This window comes from Baekduia sp., assembly GCF_035685985.1.
GTDB lineage: Bacteria > Actinomycetota > Thermoleophilia > Solirubrobacterales > Solirubrobacteraceae > Baekduia.
Window position 1 is genome coordinate 57,438 of record NZ_DASRZV010000009.1, and the last position, 17,770, is coordinate 75,207.

Genomic DNA, 17,770 nt, shown 5'->3' on the forward strand with positions numbered 1-17,770 from the left:
GCATGCAGCGTGTGCCGAAGGCCGCGCTGCTCGGTGCCGGTGCTCTGGCCATCGTCCTCGTCGTCGTGGTCGTCCTGCTCGTCGCGGGCGGCGGAAGCGACAACGACAACAAGAACGCGGCCGCCCCGCGGGGCGGCGCGACCCAGAAGCAGGGCAACGGCGACCAGGGCGACGCCAAGCCCGACGCGTCGGCCAAGCCGTCGCTGACGGGCTCGGCTCTGCCCAACGGCGACCTGTCCAACACCCGCGACATGAAGGGCCCGATCACCTCCGGCAACGTCAAGGACCTGCAGGCCGGATGGTCGCTGGCGCTCGGCCAGGAGAGCCAGAGCCAGTACGGGTCCTACGCCGCGAGCCCCGTCGTCGTCAAGGGCGTGATCTACTCGCAGGACCTCGCCTCCAACGTCAGCGCGATCGACCTCAAGACGGGCGAGGTGCTGTGGTCGCAGCAGTACGCGTCGCCGGACCAGGGCCCCAACGGTGTCAACGTCGGCGGCGGCCGCGTCTACGGCGCGACGGCCGACTCGGCCTTCGCGCTGGACCAGAAGACGGGCAAGGAGATCTGGAGCAGGAAGCTGATCCGCAACGCGGGCGAGGGCATCGACATGGCCCCCGGCTACCACGGCGGGTTGGTGTACGTGTCGACGGTCCCGGGCAACAACGGCAAGTTCTACGGCGGCGGCACGAAGGGCATCCTCTGGGCGCTGGACGCCAAGTCCGGCAAGAAGGTCTGGTCGTTCGACACGGCGCCGACCGAGAAGTGGTCCAAGAAGAACGAGGACATCAACCTCGGCGGCGGCCTCTGGCACACGCCGGCGTTCGACGGCAGCGGCGGGATGTACTTCGGCGTCGGCAACCCCGGGCCGTTCCCGGGCACCGACGACCACCCGTGGGGCTCCAGCCGGCCGGGCAAGAACCTGTACACCAACTCGCTGGTCAAGCTCGACGCCAAGACCGGCAAGTTGAAGTGGTACTACCAGGTCATCCCGCACGACATCTACGACTGGGACTTCCAGAACCCGCCGATCCTGACCAAGGTCAAGGGCAGGCCGGCGGTCGTCGAGTCCGGGAAGGTCGGCTACGTGGTCGCCGTCGACCGCGCCACGGGCAAGCTGCTGTGGAAGCGGGCGGTCGGCAAGCACAACGGCCACGACAAGGACCCGTTCTACGCGTCCAAGGGCCAGTACTCCAAGCTGAGGCTCAACGAGGAGATCTACCCCGGCCGCCTCGGCGGCGTGATCGCGCCGATGTCCACCGACGGCAAGTACGTCTTCGCCCCGGTGGTCAACAACTCGGTCACGTTCACCGGCCAGGACAAGGACCAGGCCACCGACGGGCAGACGTCGACCGGCGAGCTCGTGGCCGTCGACCTCGACACGGGCAAGATCAAGTGGAAGGTCGAGTTCCCGACGCCGGCCTTCGGCGCCACGACGGTGACCAACGACGTGGTCTTCGCGACGACGTTCGACGGCGTGCTGCACGCCGTCAGCGCCAAGACCGGCAAGACGCTCTGGGAGCAGCAGCTGCCCGCGTCGACGAACACGGGCGTCACCGTCCACGACAACACGGTCATCGCGCCGGCGGGCCTGGCCGCGGGCCAGGGCCAGACGCCCGCGATCGTCACCTACACGTTGAACGGGAAGTGAGCTGAGCACCATGTCGGCCGTCAGCGACGCCGCCCCCACCACCCTCAAGCCGGTCGCTCCGTCCGTCGGATGGAGCGACCGTTGGCGCACCCAGCTCGAGGTCCTCTCGGTCGTGGTGGTCGCCCTGGTGATCTTCTTCCTGGTCCGCCCGATGCTCTGGGGGCATCACTTCATCGGGTTCGACTGGTACACGCACCTCTGGTACATCTGGCACCAGGAGGGGTCGATCAAGCAGAACCTGGTCCCCTCGCTGTACAACTTCAACCAGACCGGGGTCTTCGACCCGCACTTCGCGTTCTACGGCGGGACGCTCTACGTGCTGGCGGCGTTGATCTCGCTGGTCGTCGGGCACGTCGCGGCGTTCGCGATCACGTGGATCATGGCCTTCGTGATGGCCGAGGGCGGCTTCTACTGGCTGGCGCGCCAGGCCGGCGCCGGCCCGGTCGTCGCCCACGCGCCGGGCGTGCTGTTCATCTCCTCGGCGTGGTGGCTGTCGGGCATCTACGCGTGGGGGTCGTGGGGCCAGGCGGTCGCGGTCGCGTCGCTGCCGTTGGTGGCCGCGTCGGCGATCGCGGTCCTGCGCGCTGATCGGCTGCGCCTCGGCCCGGCGGCCGCGCTGGCGTTCAGCACGTTGATGTACACGGGCAGCCACAACCTGACGATGCTGTGGGCCTCGACGCTCTCGGCGATCGTGCTCGTCGTGCTGTTCGCGGTCGTGCCCGCGGCGCGGAGGCTGGTCTTCCAGAAGGCCGGGCTGAAGCGGCTGGCGCTCGTGATGGTGCCCGCCGTGCTCGTCAACGCCTGGTTCCTGCTGCCCGACGTGCTGTACCAGGGCCAGACGCTGATCGCGACGAACGCGACCTACGCCGAGGGCCTGGTGACGACGTCGATGAACTTCGTCGAGGCCAAGTACCTGTTCTCGATCAAGTACACGAACGGGATGAAGGACTTCACGCACCAGTCGGCCGCGCTGCCGCTGCTCGGCACCGTCTGGAGCGCCGTGGCGGTCGTCCTGGCGTTGCCGTCGTGGCGGTCGATGTGGCTGCGGCTGGCCCTCGTGGCGTTCGCCGTGATGGTCGTCGTCTGGCAGATCCACACGCGCCTGAACTGGATCCTGGCGCTGCCGTCGCCCTACGACCGCATCCAGGCGCCCTACCGCCTGCAGTCCTACATCACGCTCGGCATGGGCTTCTTCGTCGTCTGCGCGCTGGCGCTGATGGCCCGCACGCGCGACTGGCGCAGGTGGTGGCTGGTCGCGCTGGTGCCCGCGGTCCTGGTGACGGTGCTCAGCGCCAAGGCGCTCGTCGACCAGCCGCTGGGCCCGTTCTACCAGCCGCCGTGGAAGCAGCCGCGCGCGTACTGGGCCAAGGACGAGCCGCCGTTCGGCGCGGCCGACTACGTCGACGGCCGGCTCGACGTGGTGCAGGTCGACCCGACGATGCCGCGCGTGCAGTTCGACGCCAAGGTCGCCCAGGACCGGCACAAGGCCTCCGCCCAGGTCCTCGCCTCGCCGGGCCAGTACGTCGCCTCCAACCTCAAGGCGGCGACGTGGCTGGTCAAGGTCGACGGCGCGCGGATCGTCGCGATGGACAACGCGGGCAACGCGATCCTCGAGGTCCAGGGCCAACCGGACGCGAAGGGCAACGTGACCGTGACCGCGCAGGCCAAGAGCCCGTGGCCGGTCGTCGGCGGCCGGATCCTCACCTTGCTCGGGTTGTTGGGCCTGGCCTTCGGGGCGGTCCGGCTCCTCCGGTCCCGCCCCGCCGAGCACGAGTCGGCGCCGCCCGCGCCGCCGGTCAGCGCCTGAGGCGCACGGCCTTCGAGCGCACGGTCGCGCGGCCCTTGCCCTTGACGGTGAAGGTCGCGACGACCCGCTCGGTCAGCTTCCGGCCGCGCGCCGTCGACGCGCGCGCGGCCTTCGACGACCTCAGGGTGATGGTCTTGGTCTGACCCTTGCGCATCGTGTGCGACCAGGTGCCCAGCCGCTTGGACGCGCCGCGCAGGGTCAGGCGGCCTGCGGCCATCGCCTTGACGGTCGCCTGGACGCGTCCGCCGGGCAATGCCTTCACCTTGGTCAGCTTCGGCGCGGCCGCGCACGGCGTGGCGAGCGTCAGCGTCTGCTTGAGCTGCTTGCCGTTGTGCCCGGCGGCGACGAGCGCCGCCTTCTGGGCGCCGGCGCAGATGTCGTGGTTGCCGGTGACGACCAGGATGCCGTGCTTGCCGCCGTTGAGCTTGAGGTGGAACGACGACACGGCCGCGTCGGGGATCGGCGCGAACGTGCTGACCAGACGGTTCTTGCTGTCCACGGCGGTCGTCGCGCGGATGTCGAGGTCGACGTCGCCGTGCAGCTTCACCAACAGCGTCGGCAGGGTCGGGATCAAGTTCCCCGTCTTGCCCAACCGCATGCCCTTGACGAAGTAGACCTTGCCGCTGAGCCCGTGCGGCAGCAGCGGCGTCGTGGCCGTCGCGGTGCCGATCACCGACTTCTCGGGGCAGTCCCCGCGCAGGCCGTCGGCGAACTCGCAGAGGCCGTTGGCGTTGTCGGGGTCCAGCGCGATCGACAGCGGCATCGTGACCTGGACCTGCTTGATGTTGGCCTGGCCGGGCGCCTGGGTGACGATCGCGTCGACGCCCGGGTGCTTGCCGTCGGTGGTCTGCGAGGCGCCGGTCAGCGCGACCTTCGTCGTCGGCGTGAACTTCAGCGCGTCGCAGCCGGTGGCCTGGAACGGCGCGGTCGGCGCCGCGGTGAGCGAGGCCAACGACGTCAGCGTCGAGCCGATCGTCAGCGGCGCGCACGACGTCGGCGTGCGCATCGTGTCGGGCCGGTCGATCGTGACCGCGACGCTGCGCAGCAGCAGCGGGACGCCGTCGAGGATCGTCGGCAGCGGGTCGCTGAGCACGCGGACGTGGGCGTCGTTGCGATCCAGCGTGATCGCCGCGCGGACGATCACGTCGCCGAAGTCGAACGGGCCCGCCTTCGCCGGCACGACGATCGAGAGGCCGTACGGTCCGCCGTTGTAGGGGCCGGTCAGGTAGACGCGGCCGGACAGCCAGTAGGGCGTGGCGCCCGCACCGGCGGCGACGGCCACCGAGCCGATGCGGCTGGTCTCGGGGCACGCGCCGGCCGCGGCCTGGGCGTCGTCGCACAGCGGGATGCCCTTCGGCTTGGCCAGCAGGCCGGGCGGCAGCGAGACGTCGACGCGCTGCAGCTGCTGCTGGCCGTCGGGGCGCGTGATCGTCAGCGCGAACGCCGGGCTGCCGCCCGCGCGCGGGTCGGAGACCGTGGCGCCGAGCCCAGGCCCGAAGGCGCCGCCGCGGTCGCAGCCCTGGTCGATCGTGAGGTCGCTGGAGGCGGTCGCGGTCGCGCCGTTGTACCCGGTGAAGGTCCCGGTGACCTGCTTGGTGCCGCAGGTCGGCGGGTTGACCAGCGTGGCGCGGTCGCCGCCGCGCAGCGTCACGCGCACGCGGCTGAACTGGATCTGCGGGTTGTCGAGGAACGAGGCGGTGAGCCGGCCGGTGCGCGGGTCGGCGGCGACGTGGCCGACGAGGCGGACCGACACCCCGTAGCGCGGGGCCTCGGCGACCAGGAACATGCGGTACTCGTCGCCCGAGGCCGGGTCGCGATTCAGCGGCCGGCCCAGGTAGACGGTCCCCTTGAGCGTCCCGGCGGGCAGGACCGGCGTCTCGATCTCGACGTTGCCGATCGCCGAGGCGGCCGGGCACGTCACCGGGTTCTTGGTGCCCTTGCCCAGCTGCTCGTCGGTGCAGGCCTCCAGCCCGTTGGCCGTGCTCGGGTTCAAGGACATGCCCTCGGGCAGCGTGACGTGCGCGTCCTTCAGCGTGGCGCTGTTGGGCTGGTCCTTGCCGTTGGGGTTCTGCGGGACGTCGACGTCGACGGTGACGCCGACGGGCGCGCCGGCGACGCGGGTGTCGGGCGCGACCGACACGGTGGGGTTGAACGGGATCTTGTCGCAGCCGGTGGCGCCGATCGGCGTCCTCGTGCTGTAGGAGAGGTACTGGCCGGGGTTCTGATGGGAGTCGACCTGCAGCCCGGTGACCGCCGGGCCGGTGCAGCCCGAGGGCATCGTGATGAACGTCCCGTCGCCGGCGCGGCCGTTGAAGACCAGGCGCGTCTCGATGAGCGGGACCGAGTCGGTGATGTTGGAGATCGTGAAGGACTCGTGGTAGTCCGAGTCCCACGCGACGCCGCCGTCGAGGTAGATCTGGCCGCCGACCAGCGGGACCGTCATGCCGAAGCGCGCGGGCATCCCGTCGGGCTGCTCCATGTTGTACACGGTGGTCGAGATCGGGACGCGGAGGATGCCGTTCAACGCCACGATGCCGTTCAACGCCACGATGTAGTTCATGCCGACGGCGGTGTCGGCCGGGCAGGCGCCGGCCTCCAGCTGCGCGGTGGCGCACTTCGGCGTGGACTCGGGGTTGACGCTGAGCCCGACCGGGAGGTCGACGTGGACGTCCTTGACGTTGCCGTCGGCCGCGCCGAGGTTCGTCGTGTTGAACGCGAAGTCCGTGATGCCGAACGGAGGATGCCCGGCCACCTGGGAGTACCAGTAGCTCGGGTCCGAGTCGCGGGAGCACTGGGTCTCCGGCGCCGGCTCGGTGTTCTTCGTGCACGTGCCCGCGTCGAACTTCGCGACGCCGAAGTCCGCGCGCGCCGCCGTAGGCGCCAGCGCGCACGTCATCGTGACCGCCGCGGCGACCAGCGCGCGGCGGATCCTGCTCGAAAGCAGCACCATCATCGTCTCCTCCTGCCGGGCTCCGACCTCCCCGTCCGAGCCCCTGTTACCCAAGAATCGAGAAGTTCGCACACAGGCCCGTGTGCGCGCGCCGGTCGCCTTCGGCCGGCGTCGAACGGACGGCCGGATCTGCCGCTTTGGCAGGAAGAAAATTCCCCGCCGAGCGGCCTATCTACGTTAGCGTCGTCGCTGAGAGCTTCGGCGCGTCCAGTCCGGCCGGAAGGCGCGCCGAGGGTCCAACCGGGACGTGCCTTCAATCGCGCGCGCCACGTCCCGGATCTGAGCAGCGAGCCCTTCGATGGTCGGGCTCAGCGCCAACGCCGGAGGTCCCGGCGGCCGAAGCGGACGGCCGTCGGGGCGAAGGCGTCGTGTCGCGGCGGCGTCGCGTGTCCGAGCGCGGCGAGCAGGACGGTACGCTCCCTCCATGGCGATGCCCGAGCCGAGCAGCACCCCCGTACCCGCGCTGTCCGAGCGCGAGGTCATGACCTGGGAGCACCTCGGCGAGGCCGCGCGTCATCTCGCCGAGGCCGTCGTCGCGTCCGGCTACGAGCCCGACATCGTCCTGGCCATCGCCCGCGGCGGCCTGCTCCCCGGCGGCGCGGTCTCCTACGCGCTCGGCGTCAAGAACTCGTGCGCGATGAACGTCGAGTTCTACACCGACGTCGACCAGCGCCTGGAGGTCCCGATGGTCCTCCCGCCCGCGCCCGAGCTCGTGGACCTGGGCCACGCCAAGATGCTCGTCGTCGACGACGTCGCCGACACCGGCCGCACGCTCGAGGTCGTCCAGGACTTCTGCGCCGGCAAGGTCGCCGAGGTCCGCACGGCCGTGCTGTACGAGAAGCCCCAGTCGGTGGTCAAGTGCGACTACGTGTGGCGCCGCACGGACCGTTGGATCGACTTCCCGTGGAGCGCCGCCGGCCCGGTGGCGGGCGGAGGCAGCGCGGTCGCCTAGTCCAGGCCCGCCGCCTGCCCGCCCGGGTCACCTAGGCCGCCGCGGCCCGCTCCGCCATCGCGGCCGCCTCCTGCCAGACGGCCTCCCAGCGACTCACGTGCTTGTCGATCCGCTGGGAGCGCGCCCAGCGCTCGGCGCAACGGCGCAGCTGCAGGCGCTTCCACTTCGAGCTCGTGATCTCGAGGAGCGCCGCCTCCCACGCGTCGTCCTCGACGACCAGGCCGCCGAACTTCGCGGGCAGCCCCGCGTACGGCCCGCGATTGGACGCCAGCCACGGCACGCCGGCCGCCGAGTACTCCTTCACCTTGACGTCGGAGCGGGCGTAGCTCATCGGGATGTCCGCCAGCGGCGCGATGCCGACGTCGAACTTCCGCGTGTACTCCCCCAGGCGGTGCAGCGGGATGTGCTCGTGGTGGGTGTAACGCGAGGCGTCGAGGTCGAGCCGCACGCCGATCGTGACCACGCGGACCTCGGGTCGCTTGCTCATGACGCGCTGCAGGACCTGCGCGATCTCCAGCCGGCGCGCGTCGGCGACGTGCTCCTTGCCCGCCACCCAGCCGACGACGACGCCCTCGGAGTTGCGCGCGGTACGCACGAAGTGCTGGTCGTCGACGAAGTTCGGCACGACCTCGATCGGGCGGTCGACCTCCTGCGCCCAGCGCTCGGCGAGCGTGTCGGTGGTCGTCGTGATGAGGTGCGCGCGACGCATGATCGACACCTGCTCGGCGAAGTGCCGCTTGATCCCCGTGGCCCGATGGCGCTTGAAGAACTCGCTCTCCTCGGGCGCGAGGCGCAGGTCGTCGTCGTTGTCGTAGGTGACGCCGATGCCACGATTGCGCAGGCCGTCGATGAACTTGGCGATGGCCTTGTCGTGGCGTCGGAAGACGTGGACGACCTCGCGGTCGGAGAACTGCTCCATCGGCACGCGGGAAGCATCGTCGTGCTTGACGACCCGCACGTCGTGCCCCTTGCGCCGCATGGCCTCCGCCGGGATCAGCGCGCGGTAGATCGAGTTGTACACGTCGGTCGTGTAGAGGACCCCAAGACGCATGAACGACGATCGTAGCCATGGATGTGTGTTGTTCACCAGGCCTCCTGCTGCCAGACGGCACGGGTCCCTGCCGGACGGCGCTGGTGACCGTGCTGCCCGCACGGCAAGCTCGGGCGATGCGCATCGGAGCAGCCTTCGAACCCACCGCGGCCGCGTACTACCGCGGGGTCTATCCGCTCGAGGAGATGGTGCGGCGCGGGCACGAGATCGTCTGGCCGGAGAACGACACCGGCGAGGCGCGGATCGCCGAGCTCGACAGCTGCGACGTGGTCTACGTCTTCCGTCGCAGCGAGGAGGCGCTGCGCCGCCCGCTGGCGAAGCTCGCGGCGCGGGGCGTCGGGATCGTGTGGGACACCGACGACGACCTGTCAGCGGTTCCGCGCCGGCGCCCCAACTTCAAGGGGATCGTCAGGCTGTGCGGACAGCGCCAGTTCACCTAGACGCTATCCGCGCCAAGTACGACAACGCCGGCGTCACCGACGTCGAGGTTTCCGAGAACTACCTGCCGCGCAAGCTCAAGCGCCGGCGAGAGCGCCACGACGGGCTGGTCATCGGCTGGATCGCCGGCATCGAGCACACGAGCGCTCTCGCCAGCACCCGGCGCGGAAAGGGTGGGGCGTCGACCTCAAACTGCGCGAGTCGCGCCTCACCACACATTTCGGTTCGCTTCCCACATGGGCCGAATACGACATCGGCCTGACACCGATCGTCGACTTCCCGCTCAACGCGGCCCGGCTCAACATCCGAGGTCAAAGGCTAGGTCGCCTCCGAGGTGCCGTGGGTCAGGTTCTCGCACAGGGACGAACGGAAAGGCGAGCGGGCCGGCAACCACGACCGGGCGCCCGCGCTCAACGCGCTCATCTGAACAAGCCTTGCGCGCAAGAAGCTCGCGAAGGCTGACTCCTCAGGATCCGAGTCGCAGACAATCGACCGACATGCCGACCGCTCCGAGGCGGCGTTGCAACCGGCCGCACAGCACGCGACGGAGCCCGACGCGCTCTAGCGAGCTGTCGTCTGACGACACGAGAGGGGCGCCCTTTCGGGCGCCCCTCTCTTTCGTGACCGCCAGGTGGGAGGTCGTTCAGCCTCCCGACCGACGTACTTGCTGATGCTGCTAGTGCACGCTGGCCGCGACGGCGGCGCGGTCCCCGGTCTCCGCCGTCCCCTGGAGGATGGCCGTGTTCTTGCCAGCCGCAGAGGGCAGGCCCTCCTTGAGGTTCACGCCAGCCGTGATGACCAGCTTGTCCAGCGGGAGGTAGCCACAGTTCGACGCCGCCGGGACGGAGAACGCGTTGTCGACCAGGCGCGTGTTCGGAGCCGCGCGGTACGTGCCCGACGCGTTCGTGAACGGATCCCCCGGGCTGCCCGAGATCGGCGAGTTCGGAGCCGGCGGGCTCGTCGTGCCGAGCGTGAGGCGCAGCGTGATCGGGTTCGAGTTGGAACCGATGTAGCAGCTCGAGCCCAGGAACGGGTTCGTCAGGTGAACCTTGATCGGGAGCGTGAACGCCGTGCCGCTGGCGATCAAGTAGTTGATGTAGTCGAACTGCGGCGAACCGGCCAGCTCAGCGGTGGCATACACGTCGTTGACCGACGCGACGGCAGCGTTGAAGAGGTCGATCAGTACGCCCGACCAACCACCCGTGCTGACCAGGCCGATCAGACCGCCCGGAACCTTGAGGGGCGTGGCATTGAGCGTCGACCCGCCATTGGCGGCGCCGAAGAACGTCGTGGAGCCGTCGTTGTTGAACGAATAGGCGCCCTGGAGCACCGTCGGCGTCGACGACGTGATCGGCACCGTCGCGTTGCCGAGCGTGAACGAGCCGGACGTCGTCGTGTTCTTCAGACACGTCTGGACGGCGGTGTTCGAATACGGGCAGTACTTGAACGGCACGAAGTCACCGGTCGGCGCCGCCGCCATGGCGGACGACGTGATGGCGAGCGCACCGACAGACACGGCGGCAGCCACCACCGGCTTCAAAGACATCCTGATCCGCATGTGGGATCCTCCTATAGTTAGGATATCGGATTGATTAGGATGCAGGCGCGAAAGAGCCGACCCACTTGAAACGACCCCACAAAGCCCCATCCCCACGTCCCCGGGCGCGCGGAACAGCACACGCTCCCAGGCTGGCCGATCATACCCGGAAGCATTTTCAAGAGTCAATAGACAGCATCGTGTTTCGCTGGTTTTTGTTAAACGCGAAGGGCGCCCAATGGGCGCCCTTCGACCGGCCGAGCGTATATTCAGGACCTATCAGCCCTTGACGGTAACCCTCTTGGTGAGCTTCACGGTCTTGCCGACCTTGGGCTTGTACGCCACGCTCACTCGCACCGTGACCTTGCCGGTCCGGCTCAGCGTCGCGCGGGCCTTGTTGGTCAACTTCGCGGTGAGGGTGGCCTCCGGGCCCGCCTTCAGCGTCTTCGACGCCCGCGAGAGCAGACCCCCGCCCGACATCGTGAGCTTGCCGGCGGCGAGGTTGCCCACCTTGACCGTGACCGACTTCTTCGTCGTCTTGGTGCTCTTGACCGAGGGCTTGCACCCGGCGACCTTCGGCTTGGCCGTCGCGACCTTGGTCTCGTCGTTCTGGCCCGTGTACCGCAGGTCGAACGTCATGTCACGGTCACACGTCGACTTGCCGGAGACGACCAGGATGCCGTGCTTGCCGCCCGAGATCTTCAGGTCGAAGTTCTTGATCGGCGCGTCCGGCAGGTCATGGAACGTCGTGACCAGGCGATCGCTGGAGTCGACCTGGGAGCTCGCCCGGACGTCGATGGTGACACCGTCGGCCGAGAGCGGGATCCAGAGGTCGGGCAGCGAGGCCTTCGTACGGCCCGTCGACGTCTTGCGACGACCCTCGACGAAGTAGACCGGGCCGCTCAGCTCGTGCGGGAGCACGGACCGTGCGGTCGCCGAGCCGACGATCGACGTCTTCGGGCAGTTGAAGGCCGCGGCCTGCTCCGGCTTGCAGAGCGACTGGGCGTTCGACGGCTCGAGCGCGAGGGCCAGCGGCAGCTTGGCCTCGACCTTGGCGTAGTTCGATCCACCACCCGGATCGGTGAGGGTCGCCTCGACGCCCGGCGACGTGCCGTCCTTGGTCGACTTCGTGCCGGTCAGCTTGACCGCGAGCTTCGGCTTGAGATCGAGGTCGCCGCAGCCGCCGACCTGGAAGGCCTGCGTCTGGCTGCTGATCACACCGCCCACCGCACCGAAGTTCGCGAAGATCGTCTTCTGGTTGCAGCTGGTCGGGTTGAGCATGAACTTCGGCCGGTCGATGGTGACCCCGACCTGCCGCAACCGCAGCGGGATGCCCTGGATGATCGTCGGAAGCGGGTCCGACTTCACCGTGGCGTGCGCGTCCCTGCGGTCGACGTAGATGCCCGCGCGGACCACGACCGTGCCGAGGTCGAACGGCCCGGCCTGGCCGGCCGTCGGAACGGCGATCGACAGCCCGAACGGGGCGTCCTTGTACGGACCCGTCAAGTAGACGTTGCCCGTGAGCCCGAGCGGCTGAGCGCCGGGCCCCGACAGGGCCGACGTCGTGCCGATCTTGCTCTCGACCGGACACGTCCCGGCGTTGGCGGCTGCCGCATCACAACGCGGGACCGACCCGATGTCCGCCAGGAGGCCCGGGGGCAGCGCCATGTCGATCGTCGAGAGGGTCGGCATGCCGTCCTGACGCGTGAGCGTGAACGTGAACGGCGAGAACTGGCCGGCCTGCTTGTTCGTCATGCCGGCCGTGAAGGACGGCGTGAACGCCTTGGCGTCGCAGTTCTGGTCGATCCGCGTCGGCGAGTCGAGCGACACCGGGTCATCGGACGCCCAGGAGGTGATCTCCACGTGCGTGTTGTAGGTCCCGCAGGCCGTTGGCGTCGCCAGCGCCGCCTGCGAGCCGCCCAGGAGGTCGACCTTCATCTCCGAGAACGGCACCTGCGGCGTGTTGTCGAACGTCACCGTGAGCTGGCCGGTCGTCTGGTCCAAATCGACCCTGCCGGGCAGCTTCACGTAGAACCCGGGGCCCTTGACCGCAAGGTACATCGCGATGAGCGAGCGGAACGGGTTGTCGTTCTGGGCGGCGAGGATGATGTCGCCCGTCAGCGGGTCGGGCAGCACGGGGGTGGTGATCGTCACCTTGCCGAGCTTCGACGAGTCCGGGCAGCTCGGGGCGTCGTTGGTGCCCAGCCCGATCTGCGCCGGCGAACACGCTCCCAGCCCTGCCGCCGAGGAGGGCGAGACCGTCATGCCCTGCGGCAACCGCATCACGACCTTGCGGACGTGCGCCGTTCCCGGGTTGCTGGGATCGTCGGACTGCGGGACCTTGAGGTCGACGCTGAGGGCCGTCGGCGCGTCTGCGACTCGGGAGAGCGCCTTGACGTCGATGGAGGGGGCGAACGGCAGCGCGTCGCAGCCATCGAAGACCAGGGGCGTGCCGTCCGTGTCCATCGTGATGGTCCGCGTGTCGAAGACGCCGCGGTGCTCCCACGAGTCACCGCGCACCGTGAACGACACGGGTGAGCCCGTGCACGACGTCGGTGCGTACATGAACGGGACGGGCGTGACGCCGCCGAGGGACTGCGAGGGGCCGGTGAGGGGATCCGGAAGCCCACCGCGGTAGGAGTCATGCGACGGATCGGCCGGCACACCCCAGAGCGTGAACTTGACCGTCTGGATCGTGAGCGCCTGGGAGATCGAGACGCTGGCGGCCGAGATCCCGTAGTCCCCTGGGCGCACGTGTCCGTCGATGATCGCGACGGCCCCGAGGTAGTTGATCCCGAACCGGGCGGGCACGTCGGGGCCGTGCTTGAGGTTGAAGATGCCGACGAGGTTGTGTGAGACGTCACCGCTTCCGCCCGCAAGCCCGACGTCGGCGACGCCGACCTGCGACGAGAGCGGGCAGCGCGCCTGACCCACGCTGGGCTCGGCGAAGTCCCGCATATCGCATTCCGTGACGGCATTGGGGTTGCCGAGCATGCCTGGTGGCAAGTCCACTTCGACCGAGTGGACCGCCTCGGGCGGGCCCGGTGACTGCTGGCCGTCGACGACCGCGTTGGGGTCCGTCGGCAGCGAGAACGAGAGGGTGAAGTCGGGATGGCCGCCAGCCTGGCGGGTGAAGCTCCCGAGCTCGTCATAGACCGGGATCTGCTTGTGCTGGAACGTCGAGGGATCGATGTTGTCCGGATCGGACCGGAACACCGGGTTGCCGTTCGCGTCGACCGACTGCTTGGGCGTGTCGGTCAGCTGGACGCCAACCTGGTCGAACTGAAGGTTCGCCCGTGCCGAGGTCACCAGGACCAGCGAATAGCCGAACAGAAGGACGGCGAACGCGACGATCAGCGCGGCGGGCCGCCGGGCAGAGGCGACCGTCGTGCGGCCGCCGATCCCGGCAGTGGCGTCCGACAGTGCGCGGAGCGTGGGGTTCTTCATGATCATCCTCATCACCTACTTGTTCAGGGTCCGCGAGTACTTGGCCGAGGACGTCCCCCAGCCTCCTGCAAGGCTGACCTTGACTGCGAGCTTGAATTTCTTCTTCGCGTGCAGCAGCGATCGTGCCTTCTTGCTCAGCCGGACGCTGAGGTTGTAGGTACCTTCCTTGGTCACGTTCTTGTAGGCTTTGATGATACGGGCTCCGGAAACCGTGACCCGCCCGCGCTGAGAGGCGTGGAACGTGATCTTCATGGTCTTCGACCCGATGCTCACGCGCCCCAGGGACAGCTTGACCTTGGCCTGATTGGTGCGCTTGGCTGGCTTACCCGAGGGCTCAGGGGGTGACCCGACGGACGGGCTGGTGACCGGGCCCAGTCCCGGCTCGGCGCACTCAGACTTCGCACACGGAGCGTTCGGGGCCGGCGGGTTCTGGGCGGCGAGCCCCCCACCAAGGCGCGCGTCATAGACGTCGTAAGCCTGATCGGTGTCCTGCCCGACCAGCCCCTCCGCCGTCGTGAAGAACACGTCACTGCCGTCAGGTGAGATGTCGACCAGCAACGCGTCGAAGTCACGATCGCCGGGGCTGAGCAACGTGACCCGGCCGCGGTAGTACTCGTAGACGTCGTTCGTCTGGTTGTGATCGACGTTCAACAGCGCCTGGGTCGTACCGAAGTACGCATGCCCGTCGTCGGTGACCGCCCGCGGGTGCGAGTTGTTGATGTTGCGCTCGGGGTCCGGGAGCTGCCCTCCGCGGCCGTCACCATCGAGCGTGCACGAGATGCACGTCAGATCCCTGGCGTCGGCGTCATAGAGGTACACCACGTTCGCGCCGCCTTGGAAGACGACGAGGTATCGACCATTGGGACTTGCGTAACCGTACGTCACGGAATCGCCGACCGGGTGCACCTGCCCGTTGCGCCACACGGTGAGCCCGTCGACGGTGACAGGGTTGTTGTTGGCGTCGGTCGTCTGCGCGAATCCGTTGTAGTAGACCGTGTTGCCGTCGTCGCTGATCGCGATGACGTCGTTCGAGCCGTCACCGATGCCGTCGCTCTCGCCGAGGAGCGTCAGCCCGCCCGTTTGGGCGTCATAGCGATAGACATTCATCGGCACGACCAGATCCGTCGCGTCGTCGGTGAGCTTGCTGTGGGAGAGGAACACGACGTAGCGACCATCTCGGCTCATCCCGACAGCGAGGCCTGGCTTCACCACGCCCCCGCTGACTGGCGACGCCGAGATCGCCACCGTCTGGCCGCCCGACCGCCGGTAGACGCCGTCATCGCCGTTGAGGAGCGTGAAGGCCACCGTGTTGCCGTCGTCGGAGACGAGTCGGTTCGTCGTGAGCTCGTAGGTCTGCGACCAGGTCTTCCCCGTGGGAATGGCGTTCCCGGGCAACCTGGAGATGATCGAGAGACCATCCGTCTTCGACCATTTGTACATCGCGACCTGCGGGGCGTTCGGCAAGAGCGGGAACCGGGAGATCAGCACGATCCAGCTGAAGTCCCGCGCTCCCCCGATGAAGACATCCGCGTGCTTCGTGCCGTCCATCCCGCTGTACGCTCCGGGCTGCGTCGCCGTGCCCACCAAGTGATAGGCGCCGGTGTCAACGTCGGTGACGTAGATGTTGGCCGCACCCTGGACGGCATCCGCCGTCAGTGCCACCGGGGTAACCACCATCGCGTGTTCGGAATCGTCGGACACCGCGTGCGTGACCGAGCCGATGATGGCGCGTCCAGGCGTCAGGGGCGGGTCGAGCGGCTGCTGCCCGATCCAGTCGGTCCCCCCGCGCCGCGCGATGTACCGCGCAGACAGGGCGGCACTCGATGAGTCCGACGCCGGCTCAGCGGCGGTGTACTCGATCGCCCCACCGTCCGGACTGGCGTAGAAGCCCCAGTTGCCGTTCAGCGAGAGCCCCTTCTTGTCCGGGGAGGTGACCTGCTCGTACCCACGCCGCGGAGCGACCTGGTCGACTCCAAGCGTCGTGAAGGTGCGGTCTGCGCCAGCGGCGGTGCCTGCCGGGTTGGTCGCCACCAGACGGTAGTGGTACGTCGTCCCGGGCTGCAGACTCTTGATCGTCCGGGTGACCGTGCGCGTCGTACGTAGGTTGCCCGCAATCGCTTCGGGACCCGCGGGGGCGTTGCTTCCGTAGTTCGTCGTTAGGCCGTACTCGAAGTGATACGTCGTCTGACCGCCACGGGTGTTGATGGTTCCGGTCAGCTCCGCCGAATGGTCGTCGGCGTTCGCCGCTCCGGTCTGCACGGTGGGAGGTACGAGCGCCGTACGGACCGCGACCGCGGCCGTGCTGTTCTCGACACGTGAGATGTCGCCGATCGCGTAGACACGGACGAGGTAATCGGTGTTCGGCTCGAGGCCGGTGACGTCGTCGTCGATGGGATCGTCATCGGTTGGGTTCGACAACCCGGTGTGGGGCGTGAGCGCGTGCCAAGGACTCGGGGCGTCTGCCGTGAGGAACTGCGTGCACGGATCAGAGGCCAAGCAGTATTCGACCTGGGCGGTCGTCGCCTGCCCGGCGGTCGCCACCTCAGAACTCACATGGAAACTCGTCGTGCCGATCTGCGAGACGGAGGGCGTGTCGATACCGGGTCGGATGCCCAACTCGAACACGTGCGCGGTGCCGTCAGCCAAGCCGACGTAGAGCTTCGTGCCATCGGCGGAGAAAGCCAAGCCCGCGTGACCACTGGCCACCGCGGCCGGAACACGGAACGTGTCCTTGAGGACGTTCGCGGCCGTATAGATCCGGACGACCGCGTCATTGGCGGTCACGTATCCGGCGGGCAACTCCACTGCGACGTCGCCGTTTTGCGGGTTCACCGCGATGCCAGGATTGGTCCAGGCCGCTGCTGCCGTCGGGATGGCGAGGCGCCCCTTCGAGGTGCCATCGGAGGCCAGGTGCTCGATGCGCCCCCCCAGGTTGTCGAGCAGGTAGATGTCGCCGTTGGGGGCGGTGGCGATCCTCGAGGGGCTCACCGAGCCGGTGACCGTCGACAGCTGCGCACCGGTCGAAGAGTCGACGCGGACGACGGAGTTCCCGCTGGCGAGGAGCACATCGCCGGTGGACGGGTCGACAGCAATGTCGTTCGGACTCAGAACGCTCGGGTTCCAGAGCGGGTCCTGGGTGTAGGTGGGCGTCGGAGCGCCGTCGCTGGTGAGCTTGATCGGGTTCTGGAAGAAGCCCAGCGTGTAGACGGAGCTCCCGTCCGGGCTCACCGCGATGCCCGTGGTGAAGGTGCTAGAGGGCACTTGGGTGATCGACGTGCCGCTCGCGTCCAGCACCTCGAAGGCTCCCGAGCCAAAGTTGCCATCGAACTCACGACCGATGAAGAGCCGATCGTCGGCGCTGCTCACGGCCACGCTGTTGGACGGCGTCTGGAACGGCATGGCCCCGCCGGATCCGACATCGCTGCGATAGGCATAGGACTCGTCCGCCGTAGCGGCAAACACGGTTCCCGCCAATGCGCCTGACACGACGCATGCGACGAGCACGACAAGAACGGCACGAACGCTTCCCGCGTACGCACGAAGACTGCGAGTCACTCGACTCTCCTCCTCCTCGAAGACCCAGTGCCAGCGCCACGGTCGGCAACGGCGCGAGCACTATAGTCATGCGTGTTTCCTAGAGTCAAGACGTGTATCTCATCTCAAGCATTGTGCGAAGCTCGTTTGCCGAGCCACTTCGTGTTCAAAGCGTTGGAGGCGACGTCCGGTCGTGACGTGAGTAGCAACGCAGACGCACGGAAAAGGCGCAGATTTGCTGATCAGTTCTCGCGGCCCCGACCGTCCCGGGGCTCCCGCTGCCCGCGCGCCCCGCGGCGGGGGCCCTTGGCTGGTCCACAGGCGATGGATCGTCTCGTCGCCTGCCAGCCGATCTCCCTCAGATGAGCGGAGCCCTAGCGTCCCGAAATGGCGTCGTGGCCCCGCCCC

Annotated in this window: 9 protein-coding genes; 4 read left to right on the plus strand and 5 right to left on the minus strand. The window is 68.5% G+C overall.

Annotated elements, in window-relative coordinates:
• The first annotated feature begins 2 nt into the window (after positions 1-2).
• Together VFG42_RS03875 and VFG42_RS03880 are read left to right on the plus strand one after the other, a co-directional pair.
• The gene (locus VFG42_RS03875) at positions 3-1,646 is read left to right on the plus strand and encodes a PQQ-binding-like beta-propeller repeat protein (RefSeq protein ID WP_324905447.1); all 1,644 of its coding nucleotides are present in this window, start codon (positions 3-5) and stop codon (positions 1,644-1,646) included.
• Positions 1,647-1,656: 10 nt separating this feature from the next.
• A complete protein-coding gene (locus VFG42_RS03880) occupies positions 1,657-3,453 on the plus strand; it encodes a hypothetical protein (protein ID WP_324905449.1) in 1,797 nt (598 codons plus the stop codon).
• On the opposite strand, the gene VFG42_RS03885 is transcribed toward VFG42_RS03880, so the two are convergent.
• Positions 3,443-6,406, minus strand: a complete 2,964-nt coding sequence (locus tag VFG42_RS03885; RefSeq protein WP_324905451.1) for a hypothetical protein — start codon at positions 6,404-6,406, stop codon at positions 3,443-3,445. The genes VFG42_RS03880 and VFG42_RS03885 overlap by 11 nt on opposite strands.
• Before the next feature lie 421 nt (positions 6,407-6,827).
• Between VFG42_RS03885 and VFG42_RS03890 the strand changes: the two genes are divergently transcribed.
• Complete coding sequence (locus VFG42_RS03890) at positions 6,828-7,355, plus strand: phosphoribosyltransferase (protein WP_324905453.1); 528 nt, start codon at positions 6,828-6,830, stop codon at positions 7,353-7,355.
• Between the two features lie 31 nt (positions 7,356-7,386).
• Here the strand turns inward: VFG42_RS03890 and VFG42_RS03895 are convergent, their stop codons facing one another.
• On the minus strand, positions 7,387-8,406 hold the full coding sequence (locus VFG42_RS03895; RefSeq protein WP_324905455.1) for a hypothetical protein: 1,020 nt from the start codon (positions 8,404-8,406) through the stop codon (positions 7,387-7,389).
• An 83-nt stretch (positions 8,407-8,489) separates the two neighbouring features.
• On the opposite strand from VFG42_RS03895, the gene VFG42_RS03900 reads away from it, so the two are divergent.
• Positions 8,490-8,846 (plus strand): hypothetical protein, encoded by a 357-nt coding sequence (locus tag VFG42_RS03900; RefSeq protein WP_324905457.1) that lies wholly within the window; start codon positions 8,490-8,492, stop codon positions 8,844-8,846.
• Between the two features lie 674 nt (positions 8,847-9,520).
• Here the strand turns inward: VFG42_RS03900 and VFG42_RS03905 are convergent.
• From VFG42_RS03905 to VFG42_RS03915, 3 genes are all read right to left on the minus strand, one after another.
• A complete protein-coding gene (locus VFG42_RS03905; protein ID WP_324905459.1) occupies positions 9,521-10,402 on the minus strand; it encodes a hypothetical protein in 882 nt (293 codons plus the stop codon).
• Between the two features lie 258 nt (positions 10,403-10,660).
• Positions 10,661-13,828 (minus strand): hypothetical protein, encoded by a 3,168-nt coding sequence (locus VFG42_RS03910; protein ID WP_324905460.1) that lies wholly within the window; start codon positions 13,826-13,828, stop codon positions 10,661-10,663.
• Between the two features lie 15 nt (positions 13,829-13,843).
• Positions 13,844-17,332, minus strand: coding sequence for a hypothetical protein (locus tag VFG42_RS03915; RefSeq protein ID WP_324905462.1), 3,489 nt, complete (start codon positions 17,330-17,332; stop codon positions 13,844-13,846).
• Positions 17,333-17,770 lie beyond the last annotated feature (438 nt).

Coding starts and splice junctions, on each gene's coding strand:
- VFG42_RS03885 (WP_324905451.1), bottom strand. CDS start 6,406: ATGATGGTGCTGCTTTCGAGCAGGATCCGCCGCGCGCTGGTCGCCGCG.
- VFG42_RS03890 (WP_324905453.1), top strand. CDS start 6,828: ATGGCGATGCCCGAGCCGAGCAGCACCCCCGTACCCGCGCTGTCCGAG.
- VFG42_RS03895 (WP_324905455.1), bottom strand. CDS start 8,406: ATGCGTCTTGGGGTCCTCTACACGACCGACGTGTACAACTCGATCTAC.
- VFG42_RS03905 (WP_324905459.1), bottom strand. CDS start 10,402: ATGCGGATCAGGATGTCTTTGAAGCCGGTGGTGGCTGCCGCCGTGTCT.
- VFG42_RS03880 (WP_324905449.1), top strand. CDS start 1,657: ATGTCGGCCGTCAGCGACGCCGCCCCCACCACCCTCAAGCCGGTCGCT.
- VFG42_RS03875 (WP_324905447.1), top strand. CDS start 3: ATGCAGCGTGTGCCGAAGGCCGCGCTGCTCGGTGCCGGTGCTCTGGCC.
- VFG42_RS03910 (WP_324905460.1), bottom strand. CDS start 13,828: ATGAAGAACCCCACGCTCCGCGCACTGTCGGACGCCACTGCCGGGATC.